This is a genomic window from Roseovarius sp. W115, assembly GCF_032842945.2.
GTDB lineage: Bacteria > Pseudomonadota > Alphaproteobacteria > Rhodobacterales > Rhodobacteraceae > Roseovarius > Roseovarius rhodophyticola.
This window is the reverse complement of sequence record NZ_CP146606.1, coordinates 3,097,558-3,111,165: the sequence shown is the minus strand read 5'-3', so window position 1 is coordinate 3,111,165 and position 13,608 is coordinate 3,097,558. Positions and strand designations below refer to the sequence as shown.

Here is a 13,608-nt window from a genome sequence, read left to right as displayed (position 1 = left end):
TTAGGTACATATTGTCAAGTTACTCCTTATACCCGTCCCTACCCGCGCATTACCCAAGATTGTCATTGGTCTGCCATGGCATGGTCACATCTAAGCACATAGGATCATTGGAATATTTTCCTTGTGTGAGGGAGGAAGATGTGAGAGTATGTTCTATATTTGTTCCACGCGTGCGCCTGCAATGTAAGGCTCTGCTGGAACCACATTTTCCCAAAAATTGATTGAAGAAAGGACGACAGGATCATGGATGATGTACCCCCCGAGTTTAATCCCGAGACGGCCCCGCCGACGCTCACAATTGATTGGGATGCCTATCTGCCGTTCTTTGAGGATGAAGACATCTCAGAAGAAGAGAAGCGCGAGCTGATTGAGATATTATGGTCCATCACCTTGAGCTTTGTTGATCTCGGCTTTGGCCTGAACCCGGTTCAACAAATCTGTGGAGAAGGCACCGATCCTTTGTCCGATGATCCTCCCGATCTGGTATCCTTATTAGAAGCAGACTGGGTGAGAGACGAAGAGGAGGACGCATGACACGAGGAGATCAAAAAACAGAAGTTAAACCCACCAAGGCGGTGATTTATGCGCGTGTGTCCGGGGCCAAGCAAGTTCGCGACGGAGACGGCCTGGCCTCACAAGAGAACCGGTGCCGAGAATATGCCACCTACAAGGACTACGATGTCGTGGACGTGTTCCGCGAAGATATGTCGGGCAAGTATGAGAAGCGACCCGTCCTGGATCGGATGCTCGCTTTCCTGAGACTGCATCCCAAAGGATCTGTGGTGGTGATCATTGATGACATCAGCCGATTTGCCCGCAGCATGAAGGCGCATATCGCGCTACGCGAGACACTGGCTGCGGCAGGCGGCGTTCTCGAAAGCCCTTCGATTGAGTTTGGCGATGACAGTGACTCACGGCTGGTGGAGCACATGCTGGCCAGCGTGGCGCAGCACCAAAGAGAGAAGAACGCTGAGCAAACCTCCAACCGTATGCGCGGTCGCATGATGAATGGCTATGCCGTCTTCTCTGCGCCCTATGGCTATGTCTACAAGAAGCAAAGATCACATGGGCGGCTGCTCACCCGTGTCGAGCCTCTCGCGTCCATCATCCAAGAAGGGCTGGAAGGGTTCGCGTCCGGGCAGTTTGCCACACAAGCAGAGCTCAAGCGCTTCTTTGAAGCGCATCCAGAGTTTCCAAGTGACAAGCGAACCGGGTTGGTCCATCCCACGCGCGTCACCAACCTACTCAACCGGATTATCTATGCGGGCTACATTGAGCATGAACCTTGGGGCATCTCCCGGCGCAAGGGTCATCATGAACCTCTGATCTCGCTGGAAACCTTCCACAAAATACAAGCGCGTCTCAACGAGAAGCCTATAGCGCCTGCCCGCAAAGACATACGCAGCGACTTTCCCCTGCGCGGTGCCGTCAGTTGCGCTTGTTGCAACCAGCCTTTGACGTCCTGTTGGTCCAGAAGTGGGACGGGTAAACGATACCCCTATTACTGGTGCAAGACGCCAGATTGCCCTGAGTATCGTAAGAACATTCGGGCTGAGAAGATCGACGGTGATTTTGAGGCGCTGCTCACGGGGATTGCCCCCACCAAGACTGTTATCGCGCTTGTGACCCTGATGGTGAAGAACGCCTGGGCCATGCGCTCACAGCAAATGCGACACGCGAAGGCATCCATCGAACGTGAATTGGTGCAAGTTGAGCAACAACAGGACGCGGTAGTAGAGCGTATGGTGGAGGTCACTAACCCGAAGGTCTTCGCCGCGCTTGAGAAAAAGATCGCGAATTTGGAAGAGCAGAAGCTGCTTCTCACCGAAAAAGCAGAGCAAAAAGAGACGCCGAGAAGGTCCATCGGGAAAATTTTCGAACTTTATAAGAAGTTCCTCACAAACCCTTGGAATAGCTATATAAATGGATCTCTCGAGCAGAAGAAAACTGTGCTCAGAGCGCTCTTCCAAGCGCCACTGGCTTATGATCGCGAGGATGGATTTCGAACTCCGCAAACCACTGTAATCTTTGAATTTCTCAGCAAAATAACAGCGAAATGTGAAATGGTGCACCCGAGAGGATTCGAACCTCTGGCCTCCGCCTTCGGAGGGCGGCGCTCTATCCAGCTGAGCTACGGGTGCGTAACGTTTGCGCGATGCTTACGCCACGCTTACGCGAGATTTTCGGCCGATTGAAGAGCGAACCCGATATCCGCTCAAGCCATTGTTTCTTCAATTCCTTTTACCAGCACCCCAAACCATCGCCAGACTTGACTTCTGCCTTCGGAGGGCAGCGCTCTATCCAGCTGAGCTATGGGTCCGCGTGAGAGGCTCTATAGCTGTCGTGCCGCGGCCTTTCAATCTGCAATTTCAGGCAAAAAGCTCATGCGCCAGTTCAAGCGCCTCGATCAGCACGTCGACTTCTGCCTCGGTGTTGTAGAGCCCAAATGATGCGCGACAGGTGGCGGTGACGCCCAGATGATCCATCAACGGTCCGGCGCAGTGGTGCCCGGCGCGCACAGCGACGCCTTTCTTGTCAAGGATGGTCGAGATGTCATGCGCATGCGCCGCGCCATCGAGCGTAAAGGAAAAAATCGCAGCCTTGTCAGGGGTTGTGCCTTGAAGCTGCAACCAGTTTAACCCCTTGAGCTGCGCCATGGCATAGTCGCGCAGGCGGTTTTCATGGGCGGCGATGTTGTCCATCCCCAGACCCATCATGTATTCCAGCGCAACGCCCAGGCCTATGGTTTGCACGATGCCCGGCGTGCCCGCCTCAAATTTCATCGGGGGGTCGGCATAGGTGATCTCATCCTTATGAACTTCGCGGATCATATCGCCGCCGCCCATGAAGGGATGCATCTCAGAGAGGCGGTCCTTGTGGACGAAGATCGCGCCGGACCCCGAAGGACCATATAGCTTGTGCCCGGTGATCGCATAGAAATCACAACCCAGATCATCGAGGTTCACAGGCCCGTGCACAGCACCTTGAGAGCCGTCGACCAGCACTGGCACGCCCTTGGCATGGGCCGCTTCGGTGATGGTTTTGATATCAACCTGCGTGCCCAAAACATTTGAAAGCTGTGTGATCGCAACCAGTTTCGTCTTGGGACCAATCGCGTCGATCACGGCCTGTGGATCAAGCGCGCCGGTGCTGTCCACATCCACCCATTTGAGCACCACACCCTGCCGTTCGCGCAGGAAATGCCAGGGCACGATATTGGCGTGGTGTTCCATAACAGACAGCACGATCTCGTCGCCCGCTTCCATGCGCGGCACGGCCCAGCCATAGGCGACCATGTTGATCCCTTCGGTCGTGCCTGAATTGAGGATGATCTGATTCTCGTCGGCCACGCCAAGGAACCGCGCGATGATGCCGCGCACGGCTTCGTATTTCTCGGTCGCGAGGTTGCTAAGGTAATGCAGGCCGCGATGCACATTGGCGTATTCCTGGGCATAGGCCTGTGTGATGGCGTCAATCACGACCTGCGGTTTTTGGGCACTTGCGCCATTGTCTAGATAGACCAGCGGCTTGCCGTTCACCTCGCGTGACAGGATCGGAAAGTCTTTGCGGATTTCATTTACATCATACATTTCCAGCCCCTCCGGTTATGCCGAGGAATAGTCCGCCCAGAACACCCATCGCGATGGAAGCTCCAAAAAGAACCGCAATGAACGACACAACGAGAACACCAAACGCCTTGAGGGGGTTGTTGAACCCGTGCGCCGCGTCAAGAAAGCTTGTTACGGCCCAAAGCGTCCAGGCCAGAAACACAAGTGAGCCCAGCGCCGCGAGAGCGGGCACAATCAGGCTGATGAGGAACAAACCAAATGACAGCAACAAGGTCATGACTTGTAACAAGGTGAACACGCTGAGGATGTCCAGAAGGCTGCCTTGCCCGCCCAAAGCTCGCCCCACCCAACACAACACATGCACCATCAGCACGGTGAAACCGAACAGCATCACTGTCGTAAAGAACGGGCTGTCTGTGAACAAAGAGTACAAAAGGAGGGTTTGCTGACCATTTGGCGTTCTGGACAGTTCTTCTAAGAGCGCGGGTGGCAATGGTGCCGCCAAGAAGCGCCCCACCATATAGAGCGACGACAACACAACAGTAAGCGATAACAGCATCCACCACACGGACGCGGGCAACCCAAGCGCAATCACGCGTTCCGCGGCTGCACGCGGGTTCTGTAGCGTCAGCGCAAAGAGTGGTTTCAACGTCTCAGAATTCACTTCGCCCCCCACCCGGCTTCGCGCAGGTTTGACACCCAAAACCACAAGAACACGGCCAGCCAAATGGCCCCGACAATGGTCAGCGCCTGACCCGGGCCGATAAAGCCTGCAACCAGCCCATGCAAGAGCTTGAGCGGACTTGCTGCCAGAAAGGCCCAGAAGAGCGCAAGACGTGTGGCAAAGCCCGTAACGGCCCCGCCCATGGCGCGCAGCACAAACTGGCTCACAAAGGCAATCGCGTAGAAGATCAGAGGCGCAATGAAAATCCAGGCCATGAGCGACCCACCCAATAGCGGATTGAGCTCTTGGTCCGTCAGATGCGCCTCTCTGGACAAAGCTGGCCACTGGGCCACGAAAAACACCGCGCAACCTGCCATCAGAATGGCAAGCGCGCGGCCTTCATTTTCACCCATATCCAAGAGGCGCCGGAAAACCGTGCGCGGACCCCGATAGGTCGCAACAATGTCCGTCGTTACCGGCATTAGCCGCGCCGTCGCTCCAGCCAGGCTTCCAGACGCGTGTTGATGTCATCGCGCAAAGCTTCGCTTTCAATTTCCTCAACCGCCTCGGCAAGAAACGCCAATGTCAGAAGATCGGTGGCAATAGCATGCGGAACCCCCGCGCGCGCAGGTAAAACAGCGCCTCTTCGTCAATCGCACCTGAGGTCGAGCCGTGCGAACAGGCCACGTCATCGGCGTAGATTTCCAACTCCGGTTTGGCGAGAAACTCGCTGTCACCATCCAGAAGCAGCGATTGGCTGATCTGGTAGCCATCGGTTTTCTGCGCGCCGGGCTGAACCAGGATTTTGCCCTGAAACACACCTGTGGCGCCGTTCCGCAGTACCTTCTTGAAGACCTGACGGCTTTCGCAATTGACCGCATCATGGGTGACGAAAACCGTGTCATCATGGTGAAAATCACCATCTCCAACACAGGCCCCCGCCACATGCGCCACTGCATTGTCGCCTGTCAGTTCCACAACGCATTCATTGCGGGTCAGAACGCCGTTGGCCGTCAAAGTGAAGGACTTGAACGTGCTTTCCTCGCCCAACCGCGCAAACATATGTGTGACGGCCCGACGCTCATGGTCGCGCCCTTGTGCCCGGATGTGGTGAAGCGCGCCGCCATCGGCAATCTCGATCTCCATGCATTTGTTGAACCGTGCCGCCGCCGGGCCGGTTTCAAGGATCGTCGCCTCAGCGCCACTTTCCACCCGCACAACATGATGCAGGAACACGTCAGACGTCTCTGATTTATGCGTATAGATCAGGTTGATCGGCTTTGACGGTTGACCCGTGACCCGGATTGTCACGCCATCGCCGGCATAAGCGGTGTTCAGTGCAGCCAGCGGACGCGCAACGGGTGTTTGACCGCGTGCCTCAAGGACCCCATACAGATCCTCCGCCCAGTGGTCATCGGTGCAGCATACGTCTTCCAGCCGGTCGACCTGCACCCCCTCTAGTTCGAACGGGTCTGACAGCTCTGGGCTATAGACCCCATCCACGAAGACGATTTTGAGCCGGTCCACGTTGTCGAAAAGCGGGGCTTCGTCGTCCACAAAGAGAGCCGCTTTTGGTGCATCCGGTTGCACCAGCGTGTCAGGTTTGGTGAATTTCCAGTATTCATCCCGGCCCTGCGGCAGACCCATGCTGCGCAGCCGGGCAAGAGCAGCCTGACGCGCCTCAGCGGTACAACCCACATCAGGGACCGTCATGCTGGACAAACGCTCTTCCGTTAAGGAATGTCTGCGGTCATCAAGTGCCATTATGCCACCTCTGCCAGAATATCGGCATAGCCGTTGTTTTCAACTTCCAGCGCAAGATCAGGCCCACCGGTTTTCACGATGCGCCCATCAGCCATGATATGCACGACATCAGGTTTGATGTGATCGAGCAGGCGCTGGTAGTGCGTGATGACGAGGAATCCCCGGCCCTGGTCGCGCAGCGCATTGACGCCTTGGGCGACCAGTTTCATCGCGTCGACATCAAGCCCGGAGTCAGTTTCATCCAGAATGCACATCTTGGGTTCAAGCACAGCCATCTGCAGGATTTCATTGCGCTTTTTCTCGCCACCGGAAAAACCCACATTGACGGGGCGCTTGAGCATATCCGCATCAATCTTCAGCGACTTGGCCTTTTCGCGCACCATTTTGAGGAAATCCGTGGCACTCATTTCCTCTTCGCCGCGCGCTTTTCGCTGCGCGTTGAGTGCTGTCCGCAGGAAGGTCATATTGCCCACGCCAGGAATTTCCACCGGATATTGGAATGCCAGGAAGAGGCCCGCCGCCGCGCGCTCTTCCGGTTCCATCTCCAGCACATCCTCACCTTCCAGCGTGGCGCCACCACCTGTGACCTCATAACCATCCTTGCCGGACAGAACATAGCTGAGCGTGGACTTGCCAGAGCCGTTTGGCCCCATAATCGCGTGCACTTTGCCAGCTTCAACCGTCAGGTCGACACCTTTCAGGATGGACTTTTCTTCTTCCTCAAGATCGACTTTCAAGCCTTTGATTTCCAGCATGGTCATGTCCTCATTTATGTCCGTTTCAACCCGGTCCCTCAGGGCCGCGTCATCATTTCAATCAGATCGAGATAGTGTTCCGGTGCGAGCGTCAGGGGAGACACGTTAAACTCCGCCATACGCCCGGTCATTTCGGGTGCGCCGATAAAGGCCTCCACCCGGTGGTATTGTTTGCGCCGGGCATAATCATCGATGAACAGCGTCACAGGTTTCGTCGTGCGCAGCGCTGTGGCCATCGCACAGCCCGTGCGAAACCGCCCGTCGACCAGAACCACATCGGGTTGCTGAAACTCTGCTGCGTCCCAGACTGCCAGCGGGTAGCGGGCATAGCTTTGGTATTTTGAGGCATCTTTTGGATAGCCCCATTCCTTGGTTGGACCAATGTCGGTCCAGATGACGTCAACCGTGCTGCCTTTGGCCGGTGGGTTCTCGTCAAACCACTGGCGCATCATCTCCGCCCAGTTGTGGTCACTCTCAACGGAAAACACACGTTTGCCCGGCATCTCGGCGGCCATCACCGTAGAGCCGCCCGAGCCATATTCCAAAATGACATCCGCCCGGGCATAGGCCGCGCAGAGGACCGCCGTCTCTGCCGCTGGCAGCGTCAGTTCGGGCCGAGTGATATGGGTTTGCGCCACGTCAACCATGGCGCATATCCATTTGGTTTATTCGATGAGAATGTATTCCCCACGGAAGAACAGGCTGTTGGGTTCGGAGCGCAGCAAGAGCGCCTCGACCCATTCCTCGCCGTAGAACCACACAAATGTTTCCGGGAACATCCAGACGAGGTTGTGCATCGTCGTGACCGTTGCGAATACGCCAATCATGGTGGTCGTCATGACCTTGGGGTCGGTCGACTTTATCGCGACGCCAATGGCAAAGGCCACGATACCCGCGATACCGATATCCATCATGTAGAGCATCATATCGTCCGCACCCTCGGGCGAGCCGACCAGATGGGCAACTGCAAAACGGGCCATAAAGACCGATAGGATACCCAGAAGAAAGGCCCATACGAACGATAGCGGATAGGCCAAACGCCCCCGTAGAGTGTCCTCGGACACCACGAAACTTCGTGTGCGCTTTTCGGTTTGCTGGACGATATTGTCGGCCGGACCCGGCGTTACGGGCTTGGGCGCCCCTCCAATCCGGGCCAGACGTGCCTGAAAGGCGTCTTGTTGCGAGTCGCTCATTTTTGCGCTCCCACTGCTTCGATAACGCGTTCGTTACCAAGCCGGTTGGGCACAAATATGGCGCAAATTGAACGGGAATTCGCAGGTTAGGTGCGGTATGAACGGTCATAAAGGCCCCTTCACATCATCTTCTGCGTCGCCTTCAAACCCATTCAGACGTGCCACCAGGTTTTTGGTGGCCACCGCAACAGCCGAAGACAGCATCAAAAGAACAAACCACACCCAGAAAGACGCCAAAGCCGCCGGATGCGCCATCGCGGCCAGCATAAACCCGATGATAAAGACAATCGGGAAGACCAACCCACCCTCACGCGTGCCATCTTCGTCCGAGACGACGGGGCGCTTGATCTTGCGCTCTTGGGGGGCTTCGGGGGAGACGGTCATGCGCGTACCCTGTGGGGTTACCCCACCGACCCTTCTAGGGAAATTGCCACAAGCTGCTGCGCTTCCATGGCAAATTCCATCGGAAGCGCCTGGAGCACGTCCTTGCAGAACCCGTTCACCACCAGGGCCACAGCTTCTTCCTCATCCATGCCACGCTGGCGACAATAGAAGAGCTGATCATCATCGACCTTGGATGTCGTGGCCTCGTGCTCAACCCGCGAGGAATTGTTCTTCACTTCAATGTAAGGCACCGTATGCGCGCCGCATTTGTCGCCAATGAGCAGGCTGTCGCATTGCGTATAGTTGCGGCTGTCCTTCGCCTTGGGATGCATGCTCACCAACCCGCGATAGGTGTTCTGCGCTTTGCCCGCGCTGATCCCCTTCGAGACAATTCGGCTTTTGGTGTTCTTACCCAGATGGATCATCTTCGTGCCGGTATCGGCCTGCTGGTAGTTGTTGGTGATCGCAATCGAATAGAACTCACCCTGGCTGTCTTCGCCGCGCAGGATGCAACTTGGGTACTTCCACGTCACAGCAGAGCCGGTTTCCACCTGCGTCCACATCACCTTGGCCCGGTCGCCCCGGCAATCGGCGCGCTTGGTGACAAAGTTGTAGATACCACCTTTGCCGTTCTCATCGCCTGGGAACCAGTTCTGCACGGTGGAATATTTCACTTCCGCATCTTCTTCGATGACGATCTCGACAACCGCGGCGTGCAGCTGTGACGTATCGCGCTGCGGCGCGGTGCACCCTTCGAGATAGCTCACGTAAGAGCCTTTGTCGGCGATGATGAGCGTGCGCTCGAACTGACCCGTATTCTCGGCATTGATCCGGAAATAAGTGCTCAACTCCATCGGGCAGCGCACGCCGGGCGGCACGTAGACAAATGAGCCGTCCGAGAAAACCGCCGAATTGAGTGTGGCATAGAAGTTGTCCGACACTGGCACGACCGAGCCGAGATATTTCTTCACCAGCTCAGGATGCTCTTTGATCGCCTCGGAAATCGAGCAAAAGATCACGCCCGCCTTCTTGAGCTCTGCCTGAAATGTCGTGCCCACAGAAACGGAGTCAAACACCGCATCGACGGCGACTTTGCGGCCCTCTGCGGGCGCATCCTCTGCACCTTCCACACCCGCAAGGATCATCTGTTCCTTGAGCGGAATACCCAATTTCTCATACGTCTCCAGGAGCTTGGGATCCACCTCATCCAGCGACTTTGGCTTTTCCTCCATGCTCTTGGGGCGGGCATAGTAATACTGGTCCTGAAAGTCGATCTCAGGATAGTCGACCATGGCCCAATCCGGCTCTTCCAGCTTCAGCCAGCGCTCATAGGCCGCCATGCGCCATTCGGTCATCCACTCCGGCTCGCCGTTCTTTTCAGAGATCAGCTTGACGATATCCGGGGTCAGGCCCTTTGGCGCATATTCCATCTCGATATCGGTGTTCCAGCCGTATTTATACGTGCTGATGTCTTTCACCGCATCGACCGTTTCCTGGTCTACGCCGTCCTTGACCACATCATCCAGTGCCGCCATTGGGCCTCTCCTTTGTCATCTCCGCCACTCCGGCTCAGGCTGAGCGGGCGCGGAATTTCTCATATGCGCTGGTCCAAGCCGCTGCAAAGGCGCGGACCTCGTCTTCTGTCGTCTGGGGCCCCAAAGAGACCCGGATCGCACTTGCCGCCTCGACCTCGTCAAACCCCATCGCCGCCAAAACACGGCTTGCCTTGACCTTGCCCGACGAACAGGCTGAGCCCGCCGATATGGCAAACCCCGCCAGATCCATCGCCATCACTTGCGTCTCACCCTTCCATCCGGGCGTGATGAAACAAGACGTGTTGGGCAATCGCGGCGCATCTTTCCCGACAAAAATAGTCTGTGATGAAGATTCCTCAATAGCCTTTTCTAGAATCTTTCTAAGTTTTTTCACCTCGCCCCAAACACCCGCCTCCAGATCCCGCTGCGCAGCCTCTGCGGCAGCCCCAAATCCGGCGATGCCAATGACATTTTCCGTCCCGGAACGGCGCCCCATTTCCTGGCCACCGCCTTCGGCGAGAGAGAATATGTCCAACCCTTCGCGTACAATCAGCGCACCAACCCCTTTGGGACCGCCAAGCTTGTGTGCAGACAGGATGGCAAAATCTGCTCCAGACCATCCAAAGGCAAAAGCTACACGTCCGATCATCTGAGTGACATCCAGCATAAGCCAATCCGCTCGCGCATGTCCGAAAGGGTATTGTCCCTCCACTTTTTCGGGAATGTCTAACAGAACGCCAGTTTCTGAATTTGCCACGCCAAGTGCAAGCGTGTGCCCAGGCCCGTTCGGACTTTTGGGCCAGCTCGACATACTGGCCTGTGCCCAAAGGGCGTCATGCGCGGTTTCTTCGACAAATACGTCATAGCCGTCCGTGGGATTGGCTAGAACACGCGCCGCCTCAGTTGCGCCGGAAGTAAAAACAACCTCTTGCGGCTTACACCCCACGGCCGCCGCCACCTGCCCTCTTGCCTTTTCCACCAATCCTTTGGCCGCACGCCCTTCCGCATGCACGCTCGACGGATTACCCACCACATCCATCGCCGACAGCATCGCGTCGCGCGCCTCGGGCCGCAACGGAGCCGTGGCATTGTAATCCAGATAAACCCGGCTCACCGCCCGGCTTCTTTCTTGTCAAAAATACCCCAGCACGTCGGTGTCATTCCTCATCCACCACCGAAAAGAGCGACGGCACCGCCGGACAGGGCGCAAGCGTGTTTTCGACCACATCGCTCAACCGGGTCTGGTGCAGGAAGACATAGACATGCGCGCTCAACCCTTCCCAAAGCCGGTTGGTCATGGATTGCGCACGCGATCCGCTGGCCGCCCCTGTGGCCCCTGCCCCTTTGTGCAGCGCATCAATGGTTTCATCCACCGCACCCAGAATATCCACCACGCGAATTTGCGAGGTGGGTTGGGCCAGCTGATAGCCGCCCCCGGACCCCGGACAGATGTCACCAATTTGGCGCGGCGGAGTTTCACGAACAACTGCTCAAGATAGGGCAGTGAAATATCCTGACGTTTGGAGATATCCCCCAGCGTGACCAGCGTCTCGGGCCCCTGAAGGGCAATATCGGTCAACGCAACCATGGCATAACGGCCCTTCGTGCTGAGTTTCATGTCTCTTCCCCCGGCGAATTGATTGACCTTAACTGTGAGAGGCCTTATCTGCCTTTTTGCTGCAATCAAAGCTTGCGGCCATAGTTTAGAACGAATCTAAAGTGCCGGGCCGTCAACGTCAAGAAATTGCCCGGTGCCAACGTGTATAAAGGGGACATGAATGCCCGAGGTCATTTTTCCTGGCCCCGAAGGTCGACTGGAAGGCCGCTACCACCCGCAAAAAGTGCGCGACGCGCCAATTGCCATCATTCTGCACCCGCATCCGCAGTTTGGCGGGACGATGAACAACAAGGTGGTCTACAACCTGCATTACGCCTTTCACAACATGGGCTTCACCGTGCTGCGGTTCAATTTCCGTGGCGTAGGGCGCAGCCAGGGTGAATATGATCAGGGCGTGGGCGAGCTTTCCGATGCCGCCTCAGCGCTCGACTACCTGCAATCGATGAACAACAATTCCAAGCATTGCTGGGTCGCAGGTTTCAGCTTTGGCGCGTGGATCGGCATGCAGCTTTTGATGCGCAGGCCCGAGATCACCGGATTTGTCTCGGTGTCCCCACCGGCCAATATGTATGACTTTTCCTTTCTAGCCCCCTGCCCGTCCTCGGGTCTGATCCTGAACGGCACCAATGACCGCGTGGCCCCGCCTGCGGACACCCATGCTCTGGTGAACAAACTGCATGAACAGCAGGGCATCACCATCACTCATACCGAAATCGAGGGTTCGGGCCACTTCTTTGAAGAGCCGCATATGGACACGATGCTCGACACGGTGACGACCTATGTCAAACGCCGCCTGACCGAGACCACGAGGTAAGCCATGGGCATGACCGAAGATCTGGCGGATGATCTGGCGCTTAAGGTCATCAAATATGTCGACACCTCAGGCGATGATGGCGTGATCACCGACATTGTAAATGTTCTGGGGGCCACGTCACAATCGGCTGAAGAGGCCTTCCTCACCGCTCTGCGTGTCCGCCGCGCGAACCAGAAAGCGCGCGAGCTATTGGTACAGCGGGTAAAGAAGTATCAGGCCAAACAAGCCGCAAACGCTCCTGCAAAGACCGAGTCGGCGGAAGACAAAAAAGACGCAAGCTAAGCCGACCTCGGCACATAACCGCGTCTGTTCGGCAATGGGTGTCCAGTATGCGGACGAAGGCGACTTTGGCCGTGGGTTTTTGGGTGGCGGCTTTCTGTCCAAAGCTGATCTCGGACGCAATGAATATGTCTCCGATGCCGCGCCTGCAATTCAGGCGGAAAGCGGGGCGTCGTTTCTGCACGTAATGGGAACCAATCCTATATTTTTTGGGTCACCCTCCAGTGGTCTTGACCAAGGGAGAACCATCCACCAGCTACCTTCTCGAATGTATGGCCCGAGGCCTCTGCCGAAGCTTGAAGGCGCTCAATAACTTCTTGTGAAGAACAGTCGGTCCATGCGGGCGCGAACCTGGCAATCTTTTCTGAAGACCCATGCGTCACCTTGATATGACGACCACCGTAAAGGCCGCCATTGTGCAAAACCACCGTTTTGATATCTGCCCAATCCAGATCGAAAGCCCTACGGCCCCTGAACAGCTGCTTCGTCTCCAACCGGAAACCACCTGACCGGAAACGCAAGCGCGCGCTGTTTATCGGTGGGCTTCGCCAAAGCAGGAGGGCAAACAAGATCAAAAGGCCGCCGATACCGGCGAGACCCCCAACGATAGACCATGTGAAAATCCAGCCCATGCGTTCAAAGCGAGGGTCCGGGTCAAGACTGCTCTCAACGAGAGTGTGTGTGTCATAGGCCAGATATAGAAAGTACAGCGCTACAATCCCGATCAAACCTGCGACGATCTTGTTCAATTTCGGATCGGGTTCGATGTCCTTCATGTCAATTCACTTTCACGAGGCATCAAAAACTCAGCCAATTTCATGCAATATCTCTTACCATCGCTCTGCTTTGATCATGTCGATTTTCGTTCAACGGATCACTTGTGGCGTGAGGAAACCGAAGGGCGGCAGGGCACGATGGCGCAACTTTCTGATCGTGCCGATTTGAAACGAGTGCATGTTTCTCAATTTACAATATCGGCCAGCAACGCAAAGCTGCCGCCGGCGCACAGCACAGCATCGACAACACTGGGCTC

At 56.3% G+C, this 13,608-nt stretch carries 13 protein-coding genes, 1 tRNA gene and 3 pseudogenes; 4 read left to right on the top strand and 13 right to left on the bottom strand.

The genetic code is table 11. The features are described 5' to 3' along the window. Positions 1-243 precede the first annotated feature (243 nt). Both RZS32_RS15825 and RZS32_RS15820 read left to right on the top strand, forming a co-directional pair. A complete protein-coding gene (locus tag RZS32_RS15825; protein WP_317054528.1) occupies positions 244-534 on the top strand; it encodes a hypothetical protein in 291 nt (96 codons plus the stop codon). After that, positions 531-1,520: pseudogene (locus RZS32_RS15820) on the top strand (recombinase family protein); the annotation flags it as partial. The gene RZS32_RS15825 and the pseudogene RZS32_RS15820, both read left to right, overlap by 4 nt. 544 nt (positions 1,521-2,064) lie before the next feature. Here the strand turns inward: RZS32_RS15820 and RZS32_RS15815 are convergent. The 12 genes and pseudogenes from RZS32_RS15815 to RZS32_RS15760 all read right to left on the bottom strand — a co-directional run bounded on the left by RZS32_RS15815 (position 2,065) and on the right by RZS32_RS15760 (position 11,482). Then, positions 2,065-2,141 (bottom strand) — tRNA-Arg (locus RZS32_RS15815). A 228-nt stretch (positions 2,142-2,369) separates the two neighbouring features. Next, positions 2,370-3,590, bottom strand: coding sequence for a cysteine desulfurase (locus RZS32_RS15810; protein ID WP_317054527.1), 1,221 nt, complete (start codon positions 3,588-3,590; stop codon positions 2,370-2,372). Continuing rightward, positions 3,583-4,233 (bottom strand): YIP1 family protein, encoded by a 651-nt coding sequence (locus tag RZS32_RS15805; protein WP_317054526.1) that lies wholly within the window; start codon positions 4,231-4,233, stop codon positions 3,583-3,585. Before RZS32_RS15805 ends, RZS32_RS15810 begins: the two co-directional genes overlap by 8 nt. Continuing rightward, the gene (locus tag RZS32_RS15800; RefSeq protein WP_317054525.1) at positions 4,230-4,715 is read right to left on the bottom strand and encodes a YIP1 family protein; all 486 of its coding nucleotides are present in this window, start codon (positions 4,713-4,715) and stop codon (positions 4,230-4,232) included. Before RZS32_RS15800 ends, RZS32_RS15805 begins: the two co-directional genes overlap by 4 nt. Continuing rightward, positions 4,715-5,997, bottom strand: a pseudogene (gene sufD, locus RZS32_RS15795) (Fe-S cluster assembly protein SufD). The gene RZS32_RS15800 and the pseudogene sufD overlap by 1 nt, the downstream one beginning before the upstream one ends. Beyond that, a complete protein-coding gene (gene sufC / locus RZS32_RS15790; RefSeq protein WP_317054523.1) occupies positions 5,997-6,752 on the bottom strand; it encodes a Fe-S cluster assembly ATPase SufC in 756 nt (251 codons plus the stop codon). The pseudogene sufD and the gene sufC overlap by 1 nt, the downstream one beginning before the upstream one ends. 38 nt (positions 6,753-6,790) lie before the next feature. Beyond that, positions 6,791-7,399 carry a hypothetical protein gene (locus tag RZS32_RS15785; protein WP_317054522.1) on the bottom strand — a complete coding sequence of 203 codons (609 nt, stop codon included), beginning with the start codon at positions 7,397-7,399 and terminating at the stop codon, positions 6,791-6,793. 18 nt (positions 7,400-7,417) lie between these two features. Next, on the bottom strand, positions 7,418-7,945 hold the full coding sequence (locus RZS32_RS15780) for a hypothetical protein (RefSeq protein ID WP_317054521.1): 528 nt from the start codon (positions 7,943-7,945) through the stop codon (positions 7,418-7,420). Between the two features lie 105 nt (positions 7,946-8,050). Then, a complete protein-coding gene (locus RZS32_RS15775; RefSeq protein ID WP_317054520.1) occupies positions 8,051-8,329 on the bottom strand; it encodes a hypothetical protein in 279 nt (92 codons plus the stop codon). A 17-nt stretch (positions 8,330-8,346) separates the two neighbouring features. Next, positions 8,347-9,864 carry a Fe-S cluster assembly protein SufB gene (sufB, locus tag RZS32_RS15770; RefSeq protein ID WP_317054519.1) on the bottom strand — a complete coding sequence of 506 codons (1,518 nt, stop codon included), beginning with the start codon at positions 9,862-9,864 and terminating at the stop codon, positions 8,347-8,349. A 34-nt stretch (positions 9,865-9,898) separates the two neighbouring features. Beyond that, entirely contained in the window at positions 9,899-10,978 is a 1,080-nt protein-coding gene (locus tag RZS32_RS15765; RefSeq protein ID WP_317054518.1) for a cysteine desulfurase family protein, read from the bottom strand. A 43-nt stretch (positions 10,979-11,021) separates the two neighbouring features. Continuing rightward, positions 11,022-11,482 (bottom strand): annotated as a pseudogene (locus RZS32_RS15760) (Rrf2 family transcriptional regulator). Positions 11,483-11,642: 160 nt separating this feature from the next. Here RZS32_RS15760 and RZS32_RS15755 point away from each other — a divergent pair. After that, positions 11,643-12,296, top strand: coding sequence for an alpha/beta hydrolase (locus tag RZS32_RS15755; protein WP_317054517.1), 654 nt, complete (start codon positions 11,643-11,645; stop codon positions 12,294-12,296). A 3-nt stretch (positions 12,297-12,299) separates the two neighbouring features. Beyond that, a complete protein-coding gene (locus RZS32_RS15750; RefSeq protein ID WP_339106706.1) occupies positions 12,300-12,578 on the top strand; it encodes a hypothetical protein in 279 nt (92 codons plus the stop codon). A 197-nt stretch (positions 12,579-12,775) separates the two neighbouring features. On the opposite strand, the gene RZS32_RS15745 is transcribed toward RZS32_RS15750, so the two are convergent. Further along, a complete protein-coding gene (locus RZS32_RS15745) occupies positions 12,776-13,351 on the bottom strand; it encodes a hypothetical protein (protein ID WP_317054515.1) in 576 nt (191 codons plus the stop codon). Between the last annotated feature and the right edge of the window lie 257 nt (positions 13,352-13,608).

What these genes read in the sequence shown, in the direction of transcription:
- RZS32_RS15750 (WP_339106706.1), top strand. Translation starts at nt 12,300, where the DNA reads ATGGGCATGACCGAAGATCTGGCGGATGATCTGGCGCTTAAGGTCATC.
- RZS32_RS15800 (WP_317054525.1), bottom strand. Translation starts at nt 4,715, where the DNA reads ATGCCGGTAACGACGGACATTGTTGCGACCTATCGGGGTCCGCGCACG.
- sufB (WP_317054519.1), bottom strand. Translation starts at nt 9,864, where the DNA reads ATGGCGGCACTGGATGATGTGGTCAAGGACGGCGTAGACCAGGAAACG.
- sufC (WP_317054523.1), bottom strand. Translation starts at nt 6,752, where the DNA reads ATGCTGGAAATCAAAGGCTTGAAAGTCGATCTTGAGGAAGAAGAAAAG.
- RZS32_RS15755 (WP_317054517.1), top strand. Translation starts at nt 11,643, where the DNA reads ATGCCCGAGGTCATTTTTCCTGGCCCCGAAGGTCGACTGGAAGGCCGC.
- RZS32_RS15785 (WP_317054522.1), bottom strand. Translation starts at nt 7,399, where the DNA reads ATGGTTGACGTGGCGCAAACCCATATCACTCGGCCCGAACTGACGCTG.
- RZS32_RS15825 (WP_317054528.1), top strand. Translation starts at nt 244, where the DNA reads ATGGATGATGTACCCCCCGAGTTTAATCCCGAGACGGCCCCGCCGACG.
- RZS32_RS15745 (WP_317054515.1), bottom strand. Translation starts at nt 13,351, where the DNA reads ATGAAGGACATCGAACCCGATCCGAAATTGAACAAGATCGTCGCAGGT.
- RZS32_RS15810 (WP_317054527.1), bottom strand. Translation starts at nt 3,590, where the DNA reads ATGTATGATGTAAATGAAATCCGCAAAGACTTTCCGATCCTGTCACGC.
- RZS32_RS15775 (WP_317054520.1), bottom strand. Translation starts at nt 8,329, where the DNA reads ATGACCGTCTCCCCCGAAGCCCCCCAAGAGCGCAAGATCAAGCGCCCC.
- RZS32_RS15780 (WP_317054521.1), bottom strand. Translation starts at nt 7,945, where the DNA reads ATGAGCGACTCGCAACAAGACGCCTTTCAGGCACGTCTGGCCCGGATT.